Origin of the sequence: Micromonospora sp. CA-246542, assembly GCF_050942905.1 — a bacterium.
Taxonomy (GTDB): Bacteria; Actinomycetota; Actinomycetes; order Mycobacteriales; family Micromonosporaceae; genus Micromonospora.
Genome location: NZ_CP192040.1, coordinates 2,796,549 through 2,816,626, shown reverse-complemented (window position 1 = coordinate 2,816,626; position 20,078 = coordinate 2,796,549). Strand labels below are relative to the sequence as shown.

16 protein-coding genes are annotated in these 20,078 nt (G+C 68.1%); 12 read left to right on the top strand and 4 right to left on the bottom strand.

The genetic code is table 11. From position 1 onward, the window contains the following. Positions 1 to 4 precede the first annotated feature (4 nt). The 6 genes from ACQP0N_RS13165 to ACQP0N_RS13140 all read left to right on the top strand — a co-directional run bounded on the left by ACQP0N_RS13165 (position 5) and on the right by ACQP0N_RS13140 (position 9,485). Positions 5 to 1,069, top strand: coding sequence for an aldo/keto reductase (locus tag ACQP0N_RS13165; protein WP_433120317.1), 1,065 nt, complete (start codon positions 5 to 7; stop codon positions 1,067 to 1,069). A gap of 50 nt (positions 1,070 to 1,119) precedes the next feature. Next, a complete protein-coding gene (locus tag ACQP0N_RS13160; RefSeq protein WP_433120315.1) occupies positions 1,120 to 2,355 on the top strand; it encodes a vanadium-dependent haloperoxidase in 1,236 nt (411 codons plus the stop codon). 61 nt (positions 2,356 to 2,416) lie between these two features. Further along, on the top strand, positions 2,417 to 3,478 hold the full coding sequence (locus ACQP0N_RS13155) for an LLM class flavin-dependent oxidoreductase (RefSeq protein ID WP_433120313.1): 1,062 nt from the start codon (positions 2,417 to 2,419) through the stop codon (positions 3,476 to 3,478). 172 nt (positions 3,479 to 3,650) lie between these two features. After that, positions 3,651 to 4,730, top strand: coding sequence for a right-handed parallel beta-helix repeat-containing protein (locus tag ACQP0N_RS13150; protein WP_433120311.1), 1,080 nt, complete (start codon positions 3,651 to 3,653; stop codon positions 4,728 to 4,730). A 331-nt stretch (positions 4,731 to 5,061) separates the two neighbouring features. After that, a complete protein-coding gene (locus ACQP0N_RS13145) occupies positions 5,062 to 5,388 on the top strand; it encodes a hypothetical protein (protein WP_355050174.1) in 327 nt (108 codons plus the stop codon). After that, a complete protein-coding gene (locus ACQP0N_RS13140) occupies positions 5,385 to 9,485 on the top strand; it encodes a tetratricopeptide repeat protein (RefSeq protein ID WP_433120308.1) in 4,101 nt (1,366 codons plus the stop codon). Before ACQP0N_RS13145 ends, ACQP0N_RS13140 begins: the two co-directional genes overlap by 4 nt. A gap of 282 nt (positions 9,486 to 9,767) precedes the next feature. Here ACQP0N_RS13140 and ACQP0N_RS13135 read toward each other — a convergent pair whose 3' ends face one another. From ACQP0N_RS13135 to ACQP0N_RS13125, 3 genes are read right to left on the bottom strand one after another with little or no spacing between them, the layout of a single operon-like run. Further along, positions 9,768 to 10,265 carry a DUF3237 domain-containing protein gene (locus ACQP0N_RS13135; RefSeq protein ID WP_433120306.1) on the bottom strand — a complete coding sequence of 166 codons (498 nt, stop codon included), beginning with the start codon at positions 10,263 to 10,265 and terminating at the stop codon, positions 9,768 to 9,770. Next, complete coding sequence (locus tag ACQP0N_RS13130) at positions 10,262 to 10,729, bottom strand: MarR family winged helix-turn-helix transcriptional regulator (RefSeq protein ID WP_433120304.1); 468 nt, start codon at positions 10,727 to 10,729, stop codon at positions 10,262 to 10,264. The genes ACQP0N_RS13135 and ACQP0N_RS13130 overlap by 4 nt, the downstream gene beginning before the upstream one ends. Continuing rightward, on the bottom strand, positions 10,726 to 12,216 hold the full coding sequence (locus tag ACQP0N_RS13125) for a flavin-dependent oxidoreductase (protein ID WP_433120302.1): 1,491 nt from the start codon (positions 12,214 to 12,216) through the stop codon (positions 10,726 to 10,728). The genes ACQP0N_RS13130 and ACQP0N_RS13125 overlap by 4 nt, the downstream gene beginning before the upstream one ends. Here ACQP0N_RS13125 and ACQP0N_RS13120 point away from each other — a divergent pair. From ACQP0N_RS13120 to ACQP0N_RS13105, 4 genes are read left to right on the top strand one after another with little or no spacing between them, the layout of a single operon-like run. Then, positions 12,203 to 13,177, top strand: a complete 975-nt coding sequence (locus ACQP0N_RS13120) for an ABC transporter substrate-binding protein (RefSeq protein WP_433120300.1) — start codon at positions 12,203 to 12,205, stop codon at positions 13,175 to 13,177. The two genes, ACQP0N_RS13125 and ACQP0N_RS13120, sit on opposite strands and share 14 nt — an antisense overlap. Before the next feature lie 7 nt (positions 13,178 to 13,184). Further along, the gene (locus ACQP0N_RS13115) at positions 13,185 to 13,955 is read left to right on the top strand and encodes an ABC transporter permease (protein ID WP_433120298.1); all 771 of its coding nucleotides are present in this window, start codon (positions 13,185 to 13,187) and stop codon (positions 13,953 to 13,955) included. Continuing rightward, a complete protein-coding gene (locus ACQP0N_RS13110) occupies positions 13,952 to 14,767 on the top strand; it encodes an ABC transporter permease (RefSeq protein WP_433120296.1) in 816 nt (271 codons plus the stop codon). The genes ACQP0N_RS13115 and ACQP0N_RS13110 overlap by 4 nt, the downstream gene beginning before the upstream one ends. After that, complete coding sequence (locus ACQP0N_RS13105; protein ID WP_433120294.1) at positions 14,760 to 15,572, top strand: ABC transporter ATP-binding protein; 813 nt, start codon at positions 14,760 to 14,762, stop codon at positions 15,570 to 15,572. The genes ACQP0N_RS13110 and ACQP0N_RS13105 overlap by 8 nt, the downstream gene beginning before the upstream one ends. A 532-nt stretch (positions 15,573 to 16,104) precedes the next feature. Here ACQP0N_RS13105 and ACQP0N_RS13100 read toward each other — a convergent pair. After that, positions 16,105 to 16,470: a hypothetical protein gene (locus ACQP0N_RS13100; protein ID WP_433120292.1), complete on the bottom strand. Its 366-nt coding sequence runs from the start codon at positions 16,468 to 16,470 to the stop codon at positions 16,105 to 16,107. A gap of 1,205 nt (positions 16,471 to 17,675) precedes the next feature. Here ACQP0N_RS13100 and ACQP0N_RS13095 point away from each other — a divergent pair. Then, complete coding sequence (locus ACQP0N_RS13095) at positions 17,676 to 18,332, top strand: DUF2306 domain-containing protein (RefSeq protein ID WP_433120290.1); 657 nt, start codon at positions 17,676 to 17,678, stop codon at positions 18,330 to 18,332. Positions 18,333 to 18,384: 52 nt separating this feature from the next. Beyond that, positions 18,385 to 20,010 carry a COX15/CtaA family protein gene (locus tag ACQP0N_RS13090; RefSeq protein ID WP_433120288.1) on the top strand — a complete coding sequence of 542 codons (1,626 nt, stop codon included), beginning with the start codon at positions 18,385 to 18,387 and terminating at the stop codon, positions 20,008 to 20,010. Positions 20,011 to 20,078: the final 68 nt, after the last annotated feature.

Sequence of the window (20,078 nt, the reverse complement as noted above, 5' to 3'; positions counted from 1 at the left end):
AGTCATGGTCGACCAACGGCCCTTCGGACGCACCGGTGTCCGCATCAGCTCCCTGACCCTGGGCGCGATGAACTTCGGACAACGGGGCAACCCGGACCACGAGGACGCTATCCGGATCATCCACCGGGCCCTCGACGAGGGCATCAACGCCATTGACACCGCAGACGTCTACTCCAACGGCGAGTCGGAGGAGATCGTCGGAAAGGCCCTCGCGGGCGGGCGGCGCGAGGACATCTTCCTGGCCACCAAGTTCCACGGCCAGGTCGGTGACAACCCGCAGCACCGCGGCAACTCGCGCCGCTGGATCGTCCGATCGGTGGAGAACAGCCTGCGCCGGCTGGGCACCGACTGGATCGACCTCTACCAGGCACACCGGCCGGAGCCGGAGACCGACTTCGACGAAACCCTCGGCGCGCTCACCGACCTGGTACGTCAGGGCAAGATCCGCTACATCGGCACGTCCACGTTCGAGCCGTCCGCGATCGTCGAGGGGCAGTGGATCGCGGAGCGGCGCGGCCGGGAGCGGGCGGTCAGCGAGCAGCCGCCGTACTCGATCCTGGCCCGCGGCGTCGAGCGCGAGGTGCTACCGGTGGCCCAGCGGTACGGGCTCGCGGTCATCGGGTGGAGCCCGCTGGCCGGCGGCTGGCTGTCCGGCCGCTACCACTCCGGCCTGCAGGCGCCGATCTCCGGACGCGCCGAACGACTGCCGGCCCGGTTCGACCCGACACTGCCCGCCAACGCCGCCAAGCTGACCGCCGTCGACGAGCTGGCCACGCTCGCCGACGAGGCCGGCCTCTCCCTCATCCACCTCGCGATCGCCTTCGTTCTCGAACACCCCGCGGTCACGTCGGCGATCATCGGACCGCGCACCCTGGCACACCTGGAGTCACAGCTCGGCGCCGCCAAGGTGACGCTGTCCAAGGACGTGCTGGACCGCATCGACGCCATCGTCCCGCCCGGCACCACGCTCAACCCCGCCGATGCCGGCTACCAGCCGCCGTCGCTGACCGATCCGGCCAACCGCCGACGCGGCGGGACGACGCCACACGCCGCCGGACCAGCCCGATGAGCAGCCTTTCCTCCCCCTTGCACCCTTCCCACCCGAGGAGCAACCGCATCATGACCCTGTCGAGCCACCGCGGCTGGCGCCGTGGTTTGGCGATTATCGCCGCCGCCGTCCTGGTCGCCGGCCTGCCCGCCGTGCCGGCCGCGGCCACCACGACGACCGACACTGCTCTCGAGTGGTACGACGCCACCGCTGCCGCCGTCGCGACCGGCACCCGGCCACAGGTCGCCAACAGCCGCGCGTGGGCGATCAGCTGGCTCGCCGCCGCCCGCGCCACCCGCACCGCGCCTACCGGGAACCCCCGCCACTACCGGGACGCCGCGCTCGCGTCCGCCGTCCACACCGCGCTGAGCACCCTGATTCCCGAGAATGCTGCCGCGCTCGACACGGCACTGGGGACCACACTGGACCGGATCCCGGACGGGCGGGCCAAGGACCGGGGCACGGCCACCGGCCGCGCCGAGGCACGCCGGCTGCTCGCCCAGCGGACGGGTGACGGGCTCGACGCGGCCTCGGTGAACCCGGCGTATCCGAACCCCCAACCGGGCCCGGGAAGCTGGCAGCCCACCCCACCGGACTTCTCCCCCGGTCAGCAGGCCGGAACTCGCTTCGCCCGGCCGTTCCTGCTCGACCGTGCGGACCGGTACCGGCCCGGCCCACCGCCCGCCCTGGACTCGGAGCCCTACCGGGCGGACCTCGCCGAGGTCCGGGCGTACGGGGCTGTGGACAGCGCCGTACGCACACCGCAGCAGACCGACACGGCGACCTTCTGGCTCGGCTCCTCACTGACCCTCTACACCGGGATCCTGCGCGCCGCGCTCGCGCAGTCCTCCGGGTCGGTCGCCGGGCGGGCGAGCCTCGTGGCCCTCTTCCACGTCGCGCTCGTCGACACCCAGATCGCGACCTCCGACGCCAAGTACGCGTACCTCCGCTGGCGACCGTTTACCGCCATCCGGGCCGAGGCGGGCGGCGATCCGGCCTGGACGCCGCTGCACACCACGCCGGCGCATCCGGACTACCCGAGCGGACACAACACCTACTCCGGCGCCGCCGAACAGGTGCTCACCGCGCTGCTGGGGCCGCAGGCCCGGGAGCCGTACACCGTCACCAGCCCGAGCCAGCCCGGCGCCACCCGGACCTACCGCGACTGGCGGCGGCCCACCAGGGAGAACGTCGACGCCCGGGTGTGGTCGGGCATCCACACCCGTACCGCGGACGAGGTCGGCGTACGGCTCGGCCGTGACGTGGCCGCGCACACGCTCCGCAACGCACGGCAGCTGTTCCGCTGACCGAACCCATCGGGGCGGAGCGGCGACAGCCGCCCCGCCCCCGAAGCGGGGAGAACCTCTCATGAGCCTCGAGTTCCTCTGGTACATCCCGAACCAGGTCCAGCCCGGCCATCGCGGCGACGACGTGACCGACAACCACAACAGCCTGGAGACCCTCACCGACCACGCCAGGGCTCTCGAGGAGCACGGGTGGGGCGGCGCGCTCATCGGAACCGGTTGGGGTCGGCCCGACACCTTCACCGTGGCCACCGCGCTCGCCGCCCGGACGACCACGTTCCAGCCGCTGATCGCGATCCGACCCGGCTACTGGCGGCCCGCCAACTTCGCCTCCGCCGCCGCGACCCTCGACCACCTCAGCCAGGGCCGCACGCTGATCAACATCGTCTCGGGCAAGGACGACCTGGCCGCGTACGGCGACGGCGAGAGCGACCCGGCCCACCGCTACGCCCGTACCCGGGAATTTCTGCAGATCGTGCGCAAGCTCTGGACCCAGGAAAGCGTCACCTACCAGGGTGAGCATTTCGCCGTCACCGGCTCCACCCTGGCGCTGCGACCGGTCGTTCACGGCGGTCGCCACCATCCTCGGCTCTACTTCGGTGGCGCCTCCCCCGCCGCCGAGGAGGTCGCCGCGACCGAAGCCGATGTCCAGCTCTTCTGGGGCGAGCCACTCGACGGCGTGGCCGAGCGGATCGAGCGACTCAAACAGCTCAGCGAGAAACTGGGACGCGAGCACGCACCGCTGGAGTTCGGGTTGCGGGTCACCACACTGGTGCGGGACACCACCGAAGAGGCCTGGGCCGACGCGGAGGCCAAGGTCGCCGCCATGGCCAAGGGCACCGGTGTCGCCCACGACCACAGGTGGCGGACCGCCGTCGGCCAGCGCCGCCTGCTCGACCTCGCCGCACGCGGAGAGGTCCTCGACGACAACCTCTACACCACCCCCGGCAGGTACGGTGGCGGCGGAGCGGGGACCACCTGGCTGGTCGGCTCCCCCGCGGACGTCGCGAGCTCGCTGCGCAAATACCAGCGGCTCGGTGTCACTCACTTCGTACTGTCCGACACGCCCTACCTCGGCGAGATCAGGCGTCAGGGCGAGCAACTGCTACCGCTGTTGCGCTCCTGACCACGCCGCCCCGTCGGTGCCCGTCGCCGGGTTCCCCTTCGCTGTCCTGCCCGTGCCCTGCTCTGCCCTGAGGATTCAAGGTCGCTACAAGAGGCAGTGCAGGTCCCGTCCCTAGGTTCATCGGCACGGGGGCGACGGACCGAATGTCCCCACGAACAGAATGGGGAGTTCAATGAGAAGTTGGCAACGATCGGGTGGCAGACGATGGTCCTTCCTGGCAGCGGCGGTGGCCTGCGCCGCGCTCGCGGGCGCGCTCCCGCCGGTGCCCGCGAGCGCCGCCCCGGTCGACCAGCTGACCGTGTACGTGAGCCCCACGGGCACCGCCAGCGCCACGGCGATGGGTAGCCGTGCCGGACTGACCCGCGACACCGCTGTCTCCTCGATCGAGCAGGCGCAGGCGATCTTGCGCACCCGGAACGTCAAGGACGCGAAGGTGCTCCTGGCGGACGGCCTCTACCAGCCGACCGAGCCGATCAAGGTGGACTGGTCACCTCCGGGCGGGCGCCTCACGATCGCCGGGATCGGCGCCGCGGCCGTGATCGACTGCAGCTTGTACGAGGACGGCAGCTCCAACACCGAGTACGGCGTGATCGTCTCCGCTGACAACGTCCGCATCTCAGGTCAGACGTACCAGAACTGCCGCAACGGAGGCATCCGGGCCAACGGAACAGCGGCCAACCCGCTCGACGCGTTGAATGTCTACGGCAACACGTTCCGACGTCTTGGCAGCAAGTACCAGGCCGGGCCCGGCAACGGCTACGGAGGTGTACACGCGACCTACACGACCCGGCTACGGGTTGAGGGCAACATGTTCCAAAACCTGGAGAACACCGCGGGCACCGGCGTCGCCGAGATACACGGCGTGTACGTCGCCAACTACGGGAGCAACACCACCATCTACGGCAACAAGTTCGAGTCGATCTCGGGTGACCCGGTACGGACACGCAACCGTGCGAACAACACCCTCGTCGACGGCAACATGTTCTGGAAGACCGGCTCGTACGCGATCTTCAGCGATTGGCGGTACACCACCGAGGGATGCAGCACGAACGGGATCTTCTCGGCGAACAAGGTCGGCACCACGACGTACAACAACGACAGGTGGAACGAGGACGGTCAGGGCTCGATCAGCATCGTCCGGGTGCGTCTGTGGGGGCATGACGCAGCGACTGACGCCAACCTCTACGGCTGCTCGAGTGACCCGATCACCTTCAGCGGCACCAACTCGTACGTCTCCACCAGGCCCTGGTAGCAAAGGGGTTTTGGACAGCGGTCCAAGAACTCATAGACACGCTCGAAGCCCTGACCAGCAGAGGTGCTGGTCAGGGCTTTTTGTCTGCCGGGACAAGTGATCCCGCCCTTCATTCGCCGCCGATCCGGTGACGCGGCCGCCCGCTGATCCTTGTCGACGAATAGCACGGGCACGTCGCGCGCACGCGCCGCGCAAGGGGTGAAGCTGGAAGGTTGCCGCGCTGTCCGATTGTCGTCTCCCTGCGCTCTGGTCTCAGGTATTCGTGCCATGTTGTCTGCTTGATCGCTGTGTCATCGTGGTGGCACGTTGCGTCGAGACCGGAGGTTGGTGGATGGCTCGGCTGGTGGTGGCGGTGGATCCTGCGGTGGGTGTGGAGCCGGCCGCGTTGGCGAAGGCGTGGGACAGCGATGAGGAGGCCGCCGGGTTGGGCACGGCGGCGGTGCAGCCGTCTTCTCCGGGCGCGTTTCTGCCCGGTCTGGCCGAGTTGATTTGGGTTCCGTTGGCCGTGAATCTGGCTAGCAGTGTGCTGTATGACCTGCTCCGGCGGTTGCTGGTGCAGCAACGTCCGGCAGTAGACGTGACGGAGTTGGAGCTGGCCGAGACGGTATCTGGTGATGACCGAGTGGTGGTGGTCCGGGTACGCCGGAGCGCCCAGTGACCACCAGCAGTAGCCCCGAACGGGTGAGAGCCATCAGTGTGTCCGAACGGTCCTGCCAGCCGGACGGCTCGTTCGTCGCGCGGGTGTCCTTCCCAGGCGTTGCCGAGTACGAGGTCACGGTCACGGACCCCGCGGAGCCTGGCGACGAGGCTCGGCTGGCCTGGTATTTCGAAGAACACCTACGGTTCCCGTTCCTGGACCGGGACTGGGCCGAGGATGCCGTGCGACGGTTGCGGGCTTACGGTGAGCGACTGTTCACGCAGGTTTTCACGGGTGCTGGCGCAGGGCATTACCGGACGTTGGCTCGGCGCGGCTTCGATGGGTGCCGGCTTGAGGTGACGGGTTCGGCGGCGTTTCACCGGATGCACTGGGAAGCGCTCTATGACCCGGAGTTGCCGGTCCCCGCGGTGATGCGGTTGCCGGTGACCCGCCGGGTAGACCTGACCCCGGCCGGTTTCGAGTTACCGCCCGAGCGATCAACGCTGAACATCCTGGTAGTCACGGCTCGACCCGCGGGCCGTGCTGATGTCGGCTACCGCACCATCTCGCGGCCGCTGCTGGACGGGTTACGCATCGCCGACCGGCCACTAGTTGTGGATCTGGTGCGCCCAGGGACCTGGCAGGCGCTTGTGCAGCACCTACGGTCCGCGACGAAACTGCACGGGTCGGGTTACTACCAGGTGATTCATTTCGATGTGCACGGTGCGGTGGCCGGGTACGACGAGCTGGAGCAGGGCCGTGCCGCTGACCAGTACCTGTTCGGGTCCGGCCGGCTAGCAGCATTCGACGGCGAGCGGGCGTTCTTGTTCTTCGAGACCACCAAGGAGGGTAAGGCCGAGCCGGTGTCGGCGCAGGACATCGCTGACCTGCTGGCCGAGCATCGAGTGCCCGTTGCGGTGTTGAACGCGTGTCAGTCTGCGAAGGAACCGGTCAGCGAGTCCAGCTTGGCGCAGCGCCTGGTCGCCGCCGGCGTGCCGGTGACCGTGGGCATGGCGTACTCGGTAACCGTGTCGGCCGCTGAAAAGGCGGTCCCGCTGCTGTATACGGGTCTGGCGCAGGGCGACGACTTGGTCACGGCGATGCAGACGGCGCGGCGGTCCTTGTTTGATGACAAGGCTCGGCGGGCGTATTTCGATCAGAGCCTCGACTTGGAGGACTGGGTCCTGCCGGTTGTGTTCGCCCAGCAGGACGTGCGATTGCAGCTGTCGGAGATGTCGGTGGAGCAGCAGGCCCGCTACTTCGAGCGGGAGGCGCTGGTTGGCGACGAGCCTCACACCGAGTACGGGTTCGTCGGCCGCGATCTGGACATCCAGGCGATCGAACGGCGGTTGCTGATCCGCGAGGACCGCAACATGCTGCTGGTCAGGGGAATGGCCGGGGCCGGCAAGTCCACCCTGCTGGCGCATCTGGCCTGGTGGTGGCAACGCACCGGGCTGGTGGAGATGGTGTTCCGATTCAGCTACGAGGACCGAGCCTGGACCCTCAACCAGATCGTCCGCGACGTCGCCTCCAGGCTGCTGGACAAGGTGGAGCAGGCGAAGCTGGAGATGCTGACCGAAGCCGGGCAGACCTCGCGTATCGCGCAACTGCTACGGGCACGCCGCTACCTGATAGTGCTGGACAACACCGAGTCCATCACTGCTACCCCTGCGGCGATCCCCCACGCCCTGCCCGAGCCGGAACGTGAGCGCCTTGCCACTTTCTTGGCTCGATTGCGGGGCGGCAAAACCCTTGTGCTGTTCGGGTCGCGGGAGGATGAGCAGTGGATCGGCCCACGCACTTTCGGTGACAATACCTACCTTCTAGCGGGCCTAGACGACCAGGCCGCGTCGGTGCTCATTGACGCCATCCTGACCCGTCACGGCGGCACGCACCACCTCACCGACAAAGACCAACGCGAAGCGCTGAACGACCTGACAACCCTGCTCGGCGGGTACCCCCTCCCCCTGACTGTGGTCCTGCCCGCCCTAAACGCCCACACGCCGGCCCAGGTCCTAGCCGACCTCCAGCAAGGGACGAGCGATGTGGAGTCGGTCGGGTTGATCAACCGGGCGATCGAGTACAGCCACGGCAAACTCGACCCCAGCACACAGAACTCTTTGCTGCTGTTGGCGCCGTTCACCGCCAGTATCCCCACCGGGTTCCTCGACGCCTACCATCAGCTATTGACAGATCACGACGCGGTGAAGGCCCTCGGCCCGATCGACCTTCGCGCAGCGGTCGCCGAGACCGTCCGCGTCGGACTGGCCGCGCCGCACCCGCGCCTGGTCACTTGGGTGCAGATCCTGCCGGTGCTGCCGTACTTCCTGCGCACCCGGCTCCACCAACACCCCGACCTCCAGCAAGCCGTACGACAGGCGCACTACCAGCTTTACACATTACTGGGGCAGACGATTCAGGAGTTACTCACCGCCACTGAGCCGCAAGAGCGGGCGGTCGGGCATGTGGCCGCAGGCATCGAGTACGCCAACCTCACCACCACTCTCAACCATGGACTACGCACGGGGCAACCCGTCATCGGCATCGTTGCCGCAGTAGAGGAGTACCTCGACCAGACCAAACAACAGGACGCCCGCCGCCACCTTCTCGATATCGCCATCGCTGCCGACCGCGAGCCTGGCCGCACCGATCTACGTCGAGAGCTGGCAGAACTACATCATTTGGCTGGCATGGTCGCGCAGGATCAGCGGCGCTTCGAAGAAGCCGAAGCCCGCTACCGGCAAGCCCTCGACATCAAGCTGGAGTTCAACGACCGGCACGGCGCCGCCATCACCTACCACCAGCTCGGCGTGGTCGCGCAGGAACAGCGGCGCTTCGAAGAAGCCGAAGCCCACTACCGGCAAGCCCTCACACTCTTCGAGGAGTTCAACGATCGGCACAGCGCCGCCAGCACCTACCACCAGCTCGGCAGGGTCGCGCAGGAACAACGACGCTTCGAAGAAGCCGAAGCCCACTACCGGCAAGCCCTCGACATCAAGCTGGAGTTCAACGACCGGCACAGCGCCGCCATCACCTACCACCAGCTCGGCAGGGTCGCGCAGGAACAACGACGCTTCGAAGAAGCCGAAGCCCACTACCGGCAAGCCCTCGACATCAAGCTGGAGTTCAACGATCGGCACAGCGCCGCCAGCATCTACCACCAGCTCGGCAGGGTGGCGCAGGATCATCGACGCCTCGAAGAAGCCGAAGCCCACTACCGGCAAGCCCTCGACATCGCGCTGGAGTTCAACGACCGGCACGGCGCCGCCATCACCTACCACCAGCTCGGCATGGTCGCGCAGAATCAGCGGCGCTTCGAAGAAGCCGAAGCCCACTACCGGCAAGCCCTCACACTCTTCGAGGAGTTCAACGACCGGCACAGCGCCGCCAGCACCTACCACCAGCTCGGCTGGGTGGCACGGGAACAGCGGCGCTTCGAAGAAGCCGAGGCCCACTACCAGCAAGCCCTCGACATCAAGCTGGAGTTCAACGACCGGCACAGCGCCGCCAGCACCTACCACCAGCTCGGCAGGGTCGCGCAGGAACAACGACGCTTCGAAGAAGCCGAAGCCCACTACCGGCAAGCCCTCCACACCGCGCTGGAGTTCAACAACCGGCGCAGCGCCGCCAGCACCTACCACCAGCTCGGCGCGGTCGCGCAGGAACAACGACGCCTCGAAGAAGCCGAAGCCCACTACCGGCAAGCCCTCGACATCAAGCTGGAAGGCAACGACCGGCACAGCGCCGCCATCACCTACCACCAGCTCGGCATGGTCGCGCAGGAACAACGACGCCTCGAAGAAGCCGAAGCCCACTACCGGCAAGCCCTCACACTCTTCGAGGAGTTCAACGACCGGCACAGCGCCGCCATCACCCACCACCAGCTCGGCATGGTCGCGCAGGAACAGCAGCGCTTTGAGGAAGCAGCGGAAGCATTGGTCAAAGCGGCTGTGATGTGGCGAATCATCTACGACCAATGGCCTGCTGAATCCTTGACTGCTCTAGAGCAGATTCGGGAACAGTTGAACAGGGTCGACTTCGAAAGAGTCGTTCAAGCAAACGCGACGCAGGCCTTCATCGACGCCCTGAACGTCGCCATCGACGACAGCAATCGGTGACCTGCTGGGGCGTCCGGTGTCCCCCGGACCAGCGGAGGCACCGCCGCGAGCCCGCAACACATCAATCGCGCGCGTCCGGACGACGTCACCGAGGGGCGGCGCACGCGTACGTGGCGCCTGCCGCCGGTCGCGTGCCTGATGCCGAACGGCTGCGTGCGGTGGTGGCGCGGACGCTTGGGGAACCGTCGGCCCCCCGGACCATCCAGTCGAACGTCCGGGTGGCAGTGACGCCCAGCGGCAAGCCCGACAAGCGCGCCCCGTCGCAGCCCGGGGCGGGAACAGCTACGTGACGCGGTAGGCGGTGTAGCGGACCTGGTCGGCCTCGCGGATCGCCGACGCCACGAAGACGGACTGCTCCAGGACGGCCAGCGCGGGCACCGACGTCTCCAGTCGTACGCCCAGGCGGAAGTAGTACTCGGACACCTCGACGGCGTCGCCGCGCAGCAACGCCTCGAGGACCTCCGCGCGGCCGCTGCGGACGCCGAAGGTACGCAGGTAGACGTGACCGCCGTCGGCGGTACGCGCCGAGTAGCGCGTGTCGATCTCGATCGCGCCGTCGGGGCGAACGACCTGCCAGTCGGCGCCGCCGGGCAGGATGTCGGCCTCGAAGAGACCGGTGACCCGGCCGCCGACAACAGGCACCACGCGACGGTGACCGGCACGGGTTATCCCGTGGTCCTCCAGCGCGCCGAGGCGCACCTCCACCTCGAACGCGGCCTCCAGCCCGGGAACCGGCGGGGTAGTGATGGCGTCCCGACCGGCGGTTCGGCGCGTACTCATGGAGTGTCCTTGTCGTGCGCGAGGGCGTCGCGGAGGCGTTCCAGCGCGGGCACCGCGGCGGCGAGGGCCGCGCGGTCCGCCGCCGGCAGGGTCGCCGCGGCGCGGGCGACCAGGTCTCCGCTCGCGAGGTCGAAGCGGTCGAACAGGTCGAGGGCCTTCGCTGTGGCGAGGACGTCGACGTGGCGGTGGTTGCCGGGACGGGGGCGACGCTCGACGAGACCGTTGCCTTCCATCGCGGTGAGCAGGTTGCTGACCGTGGATCGGCTCAGGCGCAGCCGCTCGGCCAGTTCACCGGGGCCGGCCACGGTGCCTCGGGGCAGGGCCCGCACGATCTCGATCTGCGCGTCCGGGATCTCCGGCAGGTGCTCGGCGGCCCGGGCTGCGGCCAGCAGCGTGCGGCGCAGCGGCGAGATCACCGACGCCAGTCGCGCCGCGTCCAGTTCGGTCGGCTCCGGGCCGGTCACGGCAGGGCGCCCGGGAAGGCCGTCGGCGTCAGGGAGGCCCGTTCGTTGAGGTCGGCGGGGAGGAAACCGGCCGCCTTCTTGTAGCCGGTGGCGATGGCGGTGAGCTCCTCCGGCGGGATGACGTCGTGGATGTGCGTGAACCCGTCCGGAGCGCGCTCGTGGGCGAGCACCATCACCTGTTCCGGGCCCTGCCGCCGGTTGCTCAGCACGAGCGCGGTGGTCGCGGGCCGCCGGTCCGCCTCATAGGCGTCGAGCGCCGCTGCGACCGTCGGCGCGGTGGCGAGGTGGAAGGCGAGGGTACGTGCGTCCAGGATCGCCTGCGACGCCCCGTTGGAACCGTTCGGATACATCGGGTGGGCCGCGTCGCCGAGCAGCGTGGTGTTGCCGTGGGTCCACGTGTCGATCGGATCGCGGTCCACCATGGGGTATTCGAGGATCTCGTCGGCGGCGGCCAGCAGTTCCGGCACGTTGAGCCACGCGAAACGCCAGTCCGCGAAGAGCGAGACGACCGGCGCGGGGTCGACCGTCCGATTCCAGTCCGCGTTGGGCCCGGCGAAACCGGGCCCGCGCCGCTCGGCGACGACATTGATGAGGCCGGCGCCGATCGGGTACGCCACGAACTTCTGTTCCGCGTCCCCGGCCATGATCATGGTTCGCCCGTCCAGGAATCCGGGTGCCCGTGCGGTCCCCCGCCACAGTGTCAGCCCGTTCCACAGTGGCGCCCCCTCGCCCGGCCGATGGTGGCGGCGCAGCGCGGAGTGGATGCCGTCCGCTCCGACGATCAGGTCACCAGCGACGCTCACCTCCCCCGCCGCCGTCTCGAAGTGCGCGACGCCGTCGCGGACGCCGACGAGCCGGTGCCCGGTGCGCACCGCGTCGGCGCCCAGCCGTTCCCGCACCACGGCGAGCAGTTCCATCTGGAACCGGCCGCGGTGCACGGAAAGCTGCGGCCAGCGATATCCGGCGTCCAGTCCGCGTGGCTCGCTCCAGATCTGCTGACCGTAGCGGTTGTAGTAGGCAAGCGTGCCGGGTGCGGCGCCCAGCCTTTCCATGCGTTCCCCGAGACCCAATTCGGTCAGCTCACGGACGGCGTGCGGGAGCAGATTGATTCCGACGCCGAGTGGGCGCAGCGCGGCGGCGCGCTCGTAGACGGTGATCTCACCGAAGCCGACCCGGTGCAGGCTGAGCGCGGTGGCGAGGCCCCCGATACCAGCGCCCACGATCACGATTGCCACGTCGTCGCCCTCTCCGCCCCACGCCACCAACCGCACAGTTTGGTGACAAAATCGTCGGCCGTCAAGACGTGTTCCCATCGCCATCGGACCACTGGCACCGCTATGCGATTCGCCCTTTAAGAATTCTTGACAATCAATCGCTCCTGCATGACGCTGATCGACGCGGTCGGATGCTTCCGGCACTCCGTCGACCTCACTCCTCAGGCTGCACAAGCGCTGCGCACGGAAGGGCCCGTCCATGAAGAAGGTCACCGCCCTCGCTGTTCTCGCCGGCGTCGTGATCGCCCTGACCGGCTGCACGGATTCCGATGCCACCGATCCGTCCCCCGGGGCGAGCGGCGACCTGCGGAAGGTCCGCGTGGCGGCGCTGCCGATCAGCGAGACCGCCGCGCTGTGGGGCGGCATCAAGGCGGGCATCTTCCGGGAGCAGGGGCTCGACGTGGAGGTGGTGCCCGCACAGGGCGGCGCCCAGGCCATCCCGGCCATGATCAACGGCGACATCGACTTCGCCATCGGTCAGCCGTTCGGCCCGTTCCGCGCCGATCTGCAGAACCTCGGCGTGGTGATCATTGGGAACTACGCGTCGTCCTACGCCGACGGCGACGACATCAACGCCGTGCTGGCGTCCGCGAAGTCCGGTATCACCCGGCCGGCCCAGCTCGCCGGACGCAAGGTGTCGGTGAACAGCCTGGGCGCCGCCGGCGATGTCACGATCATGGCGGCGGTCGAGAAGGACGGCGGCGACCCCACCAAGGTCAAGTTCGTCGAGGTGGCCTTCCCGGACGCACCGGCCCAGCTCGCCGCCGGCAACATCGACGCCGCCTGGGTGACCGAGCCGTTCATCACCCAGATGCGCAAGCGCGGTGACGTCCTCGTGGTCGCCCCGTACCAGGCCACCATTCCCGGGCTCACCACCCTGACCACGATCACGTCGAGCAAGCTGAAGGACTCCGACGCCGAACTGATCGCGGACTTCTCGGCGGCGATGAAGAAGACGCTCACCTGGGCCAAGGATCCGGCGAACGAGAAGGACCTCCGCCAGGCCATCAAGGACAACCTCGAACTGCCGGAGCCGGTGGCGGACTCGGTACGGCTCCCGGCATTCGGGTGGGAGCTCGACCGGGCCGGCCTGGAGCAACTGGCGACGCTGGCCCAGAAGTACCGCGTCCTCGACCGGCGACCCGACTTCGACCGCCTCATTCAGCAGCAGTAGCCGACCGATGCGCAAGATCCTGCTGGGCGCCGTGGGTCTGCTGGGGTTCCTCGCCGTCTGGCAACTGCTCCCGACACTGGGACTGGCCGACCCGCACGACCTGCCGTACGCGACGGACGTGTTCGGGTGGCTGTTCCAGGAGGTCCGCGACCTGGCGTTCTGGCGGCGGCTCCGGCTCACCATGACGTCCTGGGCGATCGGCCTGACGGTGGCGACGCTCGCGGCGATCGCGCTGGGGACCGTGGTCGGGATGGTGCCGTTCCTGCGTCGCGCCACGCACACGACAGTCGAGTTCCTGCGGCCGGTGCCGTCGGTCGCGCTGATCCCCCTCGCCGTGCTGATGTTCGGCCTGCAGATGCGCGCCGCACTCGTCATCATCGTCTACGCGGCGTTCTGGCAGGTGTTCGTGCAGGTGATCTACGGCGTCGCCGACGTCGACACGGTCGCCCGGGACACCGCGCGGAGCTTCGGCCTCACCCGCTACGAGCGGCTGCGGTATCTCGTCCTTCCGACCGCTCTGCCGTACCTGATGACCGGCCTGCGCCTCGCCGCGACGGTCGCGCTCATCCTGGCCGTCACCGCGGAGATGGTGATCGGTAACCCCGGCCTCGGACGAATGATCGAGCAGTCGCGCTCCGCCGGGAACGCCGTCGGCCTGTACGGCCTCGTCGTGGTCACCGGGCTCCTCGGCGTGGTGGTGAACGTCGTGTTCCGCTTCGCCGAACGCCGCTCGTTGGCCTGGCACCAGTCGGTGCTCGCGGACGAGGCAACCCGATGACCGCCCTCGGTGCGGGCCGGACCGCCCCTCGCGGCCTCGGCGTCCGGGTCGCCGAGGACGTCCTGTACGCGGTCGGGCTTCCCGTCCTGGCCGTGGGGCTCTGGGCCGTCTGGTCCACCCGGTCGGCCAACCGGTTCCTCGTCGGCCCCCGCCCACTCGTCGACGCGTTCCGGCAGACCTGGATCGGCCCGGCGTTCGTCGAAGACGTGCTGCCGAGCGTGTACCGGCTGCTGGCCGGCCTGATCGCGTCGATCCTGCTCGGCGTCGCCGCCGGCGTCCTCATCGGCCGGATCCGCCCGCTACGCGAGATCCTCGAACCGCTGCTGGAGTTCTTCCGCGCGATTCCGCCACCGGTGCTGATTCCGGTCGCGATGCTGCTGCTCGGCATCACCGACACCATGAAGGTCGTCGTCATCTCGTCCGGCGCGATCTGGCCGATCCTGCTGAACACGATCGAGGGCGTCCGGGCGACCGACAGCGTGCTGCTGGAGACCGCCGACTCGTACCGGATCTCCCGCTGGGAACGCGTGTGGCTGCTGATCCTCCCGGCGGCGAGTCCGCGCATCATGACCGGCGTACGGCAGGCGCTCTCGGTGGCCCTGATCCTCATGGTCATCTCGGAGATGTTCGCGTCCTCGGCCGGCCTCGGCTACCGGATCGCCTACTTTCAGCGGAACTACCTCATCGCCGAGATGTGGAGCGGCATCCTCCTGCTCGGCCTCATCGGCGTCCTCCTCGCCGTGGTCTTCGGGATCGTCGAACGCCGCGTCCTGCGCTGGTACCACGGAATGAGGGAGGTCAACCGTGCCTGACGCGAGTCCGCTGCTGCGGGTCGAGCACCTGCGCAAGGTCTACGCCTCCGGCCGGGGCGAGGTCGAGGCGATCGGGGATCTCAGTTTCACCATGATGCCCGGCGAACTGCTGTGCGTCGTCGGCCCGTCGGGCTGCGGAAAGACCACCCTCCTGAAATGCCTCGCCGGACTGCTCCGGCCCACCAGCGGCCTCGTCACGATGGAGGGATCTCCGGTGACGGGCCCGAGCCCGGCGATGGCAGTGGTGTTCCAGGAGTACGGCCGCAGCCTCTATCCCTGGCTGACGGTCCGGGGCAATGTGGAGCTTCCCCTTCGACACCAGAAGCTCTCCCGCGCCGAACGCGACCGCAGGGTCGCCGACGCCCTCGACGCGGTCGGACTGCCGCAGTCGGCACGCAGCCACCCGTGGCAGCTCTCCGGCGGGATGCAGCAACGGGTGGCCATCGCGCGCGCCATCGCGTACCGCCCCGAGGTGCTGATCATGGATGAGCCGTTCGCGGCGGTGGACGCGCAGACCCGCGCGGACCTGGAGGACCTCGTACGCGACCTGCACCTGAACCGCGGTATCTCCACTGTCTTCGTGACGCACGACATCGACGAGTCCGTGTATCTGGGCCAGCGCGTGCTCGTCCTGTCCCACTCGCCGACCCGGGTGCAGGAAGACCTCGTGATTGACCTCCCGCCAGAGCGCGATCAGCTCACCACCCGGGCGCTGCCCCGGTTCACCGAGCTGCGGACCCACGTCTACGCGCAGATCCAGCGGGCCAAGCGTGCGCCGACCTCGGCGCCCCACCCGGCACCGTGACGCGCCGATCCTCACCAAGCCGACAGCGCGCTCATCGAGCTGCTCGCTCAGGTGGTAGTCACCCGAGCCCCGCCAGGCGTCGACCTCACCGCCGACGCGATGGCAGGTTGGTTCACTTTCTGCGATCGACTTGAGCAGACCAGGACTAGGGAGCCAGCGATCCTGCCTCGCCTCCGGGCAGGTCGAGACGCCCGACGTAGCGACAGCCGGCAACATCTGCAGCGCTTGACGCGCAATCAAGAGCAGAACTGCCGATTCATGCCGTGGCACACCGCCTCATCCGCCATCGCGATCCCCTCCGTTACCGGGCTCGTTACCGCGGATCGTCAAGCGCTTCCCATGCCAAGAAATCCGGGCGACTCTTGTCTTGCACGATCGCCTGCGGCTCCAACCACCGGTCGGTAGACCCACGGGTCCGCGGTGATGGGCGTCCGGTGTCCCCCGGACCAGCAAAGGCACCGCCGCGAGCCCACGGAACATCATCAATCGCCCCAGACGAACTGGCGGCCACTGCGCCCAGGTTGAGCGCGCACTATCCAGGGTAGGGCCAGCGGCGCTCACGCAGCAGTTGCGTCGAGCCGTCGGCCTCGATCACCCAGGTACGCGGCTCACACAGCGGGTCATCCAGACTGGCGATCTCTCGACCGGCCGGATCTCGGGCCACCAGCCGCATCAACCGCTCGCAACTGCTTCGCAGCGGGACCAATGCCGAGCTCGTAGCAGACACGCTATAGGTGATAGGGACGCCACCCGTCTCCTCAACCGTCAGCCTGCTCGCCAGACGGTTCTCCACTACGAACGTTTCCGCACTATGGTCACGCTCCGTCAGCGGAACGCCGAACTGACGCACCCAGCCAACGGCGCAGGCGCAAACAACCACCACGACGGTGATGACCACGGCGAGAATCGGCCACCAGCGCCAACGGCGGCCTGGTCTCCGGGGCGCCGCTGGTGTTGTCATCGTCTCTCCCTCCGGGCGCCTGGGACGGTCGCCAGTTGCGAGCCCTCCCCGGACGGGGAACACGTCAGCCTCGGCGACGCCCCAAATGTCCCGGCCGTCGACGGCGAGTATCGCGGAACAGCGCACTCTGCGCTTTCCCGCCTGACGTAGTGACGCGAAACTTTCCCGGTGCGTCCACCACTGCGACCGCGGTGTCGCCGATCGTGGAATGGGACTGAGGTTACGGACGCCGATCGCGTCAGTACAGCGATGTCCTATAGGCCACCACGGGACAGGCGGCAACGACGTAGGCACCACTTAACGCGCAATCAAGAGCAGAACTGCCGCCCATCCAAGACGCAGACGAAGCGGCAGGTCAGAGCGTTGTGCAACAGGCACGTCTACGGCAAACCATCCACGCCGTTACCGCCAACAAAGATCATCCGTTACCGGATGTTACCGCCGTTACCTGGGATGATCTTCATCTCCCCAGGTTAATCGGTCGGGACGGCCGGATTCGAACCGACGACCCCTTGACCCCCAGTTGACAACGATTCTGTCACGGAGTGTCGGAGCCGGTTGATACGTCCGCAGATACGGACAGACCGACGTTCCTTGGTGGCATCCACTGCTGCCTCATGCCAACCACCCCCAAGTCGAGGACCTCGATCCGTTACTGGATTCGTTACGGCGGCCGGTCAAGAACCCGCACTGACATCGGGTCCAGAGAGTTCCATGATGAAGCGCACCCCCCGTAGCCATCCTAGGAAACAGCCCTCCCGAGTTTGTCGACGGGCTGCCTGGACGGTTCGCCTAGGCCCAGACAGGCAGTCGTTGCCGGATGGCTGGGCTCATGATTGTCTCCTTGATGCCTTTGGTGGACCGAGGCAAATGCCTCGCCCTTGCCACCCTCTGGAGAATCGACCAAGGAGCATCCACCCAGGCGCTTACCGGCCTACGACGATTTGCGTAGCTCTAGACGCCTGCCGCGGAAGCCGCCGGTGGACTGCCGACATGCTGCGTCAGTGCGCCATGTACGACGCTCGACGTACGGACACTGCGACCACACGACGACGACCGCGCCGCCCCCGTTGCCAGACGATGGCGGGCAAGGCATGGAGCGAGCGGGGGTCGGTGTGATGCGGAGAGCGACGTTGTGGTTGATGTTCGTCGTGGCGGTCATCTTCACGCTGGTGCTCACGTACCCCTACCTGAGCCTGGACATGGCCGACAGCCGTACGCAGGTCCGGGACGGCACCCACTACGTCGTCCTGGTGGTGCACATCTTCACGGCCGCGGTAGCGCTCGTGCTGGGCCCCCTGCAGTTCATCCCGAAGATCCGGGCGCGCCGACGAGTCCACCGGACGATCGGCCGGTCCTACCTGCTGGCCGGGGTCCTGCCGTCGGCGTTGGCCACGGTCCCGGTCGCGCTCTGGTCCGGGCGCCTGCTCACCCAGGCCGGCCTCATCACCGCGGCGGTCCTGTGGCTGACCACCGGCGGTCTCGCGTACCGGGCAGCCCGCCGGGGGGACGTCACCTCCCACCGGGCCTGGATGATGCGCAACTACGCGCTGACGTTCCTCGCCGTCACATCGCGCATCCTCGTCCCCCTGCTCCTACTGGCCCAGATTCCCCTGGGCAGAGTCGAGGCGGGCTCGATCGGAGCTCAGGCCCCGTCCATGATCCCCCTCGGCCAGACCCTGGGGTGGATCATCAACCTGATCGTCGTCGAGATCATCATCAAACGCGCCCCGGAACGCCGCCGGCAGCGCTTCGTCGCGGCCACTGCCACAGGTCCGTCGCAGACGGTCGACAAATGAACCGTGGACTGCGCCCAGTCCACGGTCGGCGTCGCGCTGCAGGAGCTAGAGGATGTCAATCGTGCTGCGCTCCAAATTCAACCGGGCATCCGGGGCTCGGCCAGCGCTACCGATCCGCTTCAGCAATACAGACAGCCGGGCAGCGATTCGGAACAAGGTCGTGAAGAGTCCTCTTGCCTGGCTCGCCGAGCAATATTCGGTGGGCCCTCGGCAGGTTGCTTGTGCCGCCGGCGTGGCGGTGACGGCCAGCTTACTGATCATCGTCACCGGCGCCGTGGTGCGCGTCACCGGCTCAGGCCTGGGCTGCCCGGAGTGGCCCAACTGCACTGATTCCACCTTTGCGGCCACTCCCGAAACAGGGCTGCACGGCGCCATCGAATACGGCAACCGCCTACTCACGGGCGCGCTGTGCCTTGTCGTTGGTTGGCTGATCGTCGGGTCCAGGCTTCGCCGGCCGCTGTCCCGGCCGATTCTGCGCGGAGCGTGGCTCCAGTTCTGGGTGATCATTCTCAACGCCATCGTCGGCGGGATCACGGTGTGGATGCGATTGAGTCCCTACGTCGTGGCCGCGCACTTCCTCGCCGCCATCCTTCTTCTCACTACGGCCACCGTCACCTGGGACCGGAGTCGACGCGAAGCAGTCCCCACGCCGCCTGCGTCACCTCGTGCTCGCGCACTCGGAACGATTCTCCTGTTCACGTCGGCAGCCTTACTCGTGGTGGGCACCGTCGTGTCCGGCACTGGACCCCACGCGGGTGACTCCTCCGATGTCACACGCCTGCCTCTCGACTGGACCAGCATCACGACGGCACACGCCACCCTGGCCACGGCGGTCGTCGCGTTGACCATCGCGATGCTGCTGTGCCAGCCCGCGGGAGCCCGCCGACGTACCGCCGTGCTGCTCGGCGTACTTCTCGCCCAAGGCGCCGTGGGGGTACTTGAGGTGCTGACCGATGTACACAGTGGCGCCGTTGTTCTGCACGTCCTTGGCTCGGCCCTGGTGTGGGCTGGCGCGGTTCGCGTATTCCTCGACACTCGTCGAGTCCCCTCGCGGGCTTCGATCATCCCGGAGTTTCCGCCTGCCGGTCGGCGAGCTGCCCAGTCAGAGGTGGCGGCTTCTCCCCGGAGGCTCTATGCCCGGGTACCTGGCCTGCCGGCTGACCCGCCACGATGCGCCGACGGGGTACGGTTCTCCTCACACCTTGACCCCTACCCTGGCGCCAGGGTGGACGTGCGGCTTGAACCGATGACCGAGGAAGAGTTCGGCTCCTGGAAGGTGGGCGCGGAGGCGCACTTCACACAGAGCATCCTCCGATCCGGTGTGCCGGCCACGGCTGCGGCAGCCGAGGCCGCCGAGACGTTCGCGGCCCTCCTTCCCGACGGAGTCGCGACGGCGGGCCACCACCTCTGGTACGCCTACGACGGCGACCGCCGGGTCGGTTTCCTCTGGTTGAAGCTCACCGGATTCACCGCCTTCGTGTACAACATCGCCGTCGAGCAGGACCAGCGCCGCAGGGGCTACGGCCGCGCCATCATGGAAGCGGGCGAGCGATGGAGCCGAACGAACGGCGCCACGACGATCGGCCTGCATGTCTTCACCCACAACCACGGCGCGCGGAGCCTCTACGAACAACTCGGCTACCTCGAGACCGGCCGCAGATTGTCGAAGGGACTCTAGTTGACGATGGGTGATGCGGCGGCAACTCGCCGTGCCGAATGGCGCCGGTCCAGGTCCCTCGATTCCCG

Excerpts from the sequence above, each read along its gene's own strand:
- ACQP0N_RS13165 (WP_433120317.1), top strand. The coding sequence starts at position 5 with ATGGTCGACCAACGGCCCTTCGGACGCACCGGTGTCCGCATCAGCTCC.
- ACQP0N_RS13160 (WP_433120315.1), top strand. The coding sequence starts at position 1,120 with ATGACCCTGTCGAGCCACCGCGGCTGGCGCCGTGGTTTGGCGATTATC.
- ACQP0N_RS13155 (WP_433120313.1), top strand. The coding sequence starts at position 2,417 with ATGAGCCTCGAGTTCCTCTGGTACATCCCGAACCAGGTCCAGCCCGGC.
- ACQP0N_RS13150 (WP_433120311.1), top strand. The coding sequence starts at position 3,651 with ATGAGAAGTTGGCAACGATCGGGTGGCAGACGATGGTCCTTCCTGGCA.
- ACQP0N_RS13145 (WP_355050174.1), top strand. The coding sequence starts at position 5,062 with ATGGCTCGGCTGGTGGTGGCGGTGGATCCTGCGGTGGGTGTGGAGCCG.
- ACQP0N_RS13135 (WP_433120306.1), bottom strand. The coding sequence starts at position 10,265 with ATGAGTACGCGCCGAACCGCCGGTCGGGACGCCATCACTACCCCGCCG.
- ACQP0N_RS13120 (WP_433120300.1), top strand. The coding sequence starts at position 12,203 with ATGAAGAAGGTCACCGCCCTCGCTGTTCTCGCCGGCGTCGTGATCGCC.
- ACQP0N_RS13115 (WP_433120298.1), top strand. The coding sequence starts at position 13,185 with ATGCGCAAGATCCTGCTGGGCGCCGTGGGTCTGCTGGGGTTCCTCGCC.
- ACQP0N_RS13110 (WP_433120296.1), top strand. The coding sequence starts at position 13,952 with ATGACCGCCCTCGGTGCGGGCCGGACCGCCCCTCGCGGCCTCGGCGTC.
- ACQP0N_RS13095 (WP_433120290.1), top strand. The coding sequence starts at position 17,676 with ATGTTCGTCGTGGCGGTCATCTTCACGCTGGTGCTCACGTACCCCTAC.
- ACQP0N_RS13090 (WP_433120288.1), top strand. The coding sequence starts at position 18,385 with ATGTCAATCGTGCTGCGCTCCAAATTCAACCGGGCATCCGGGGCTCGG.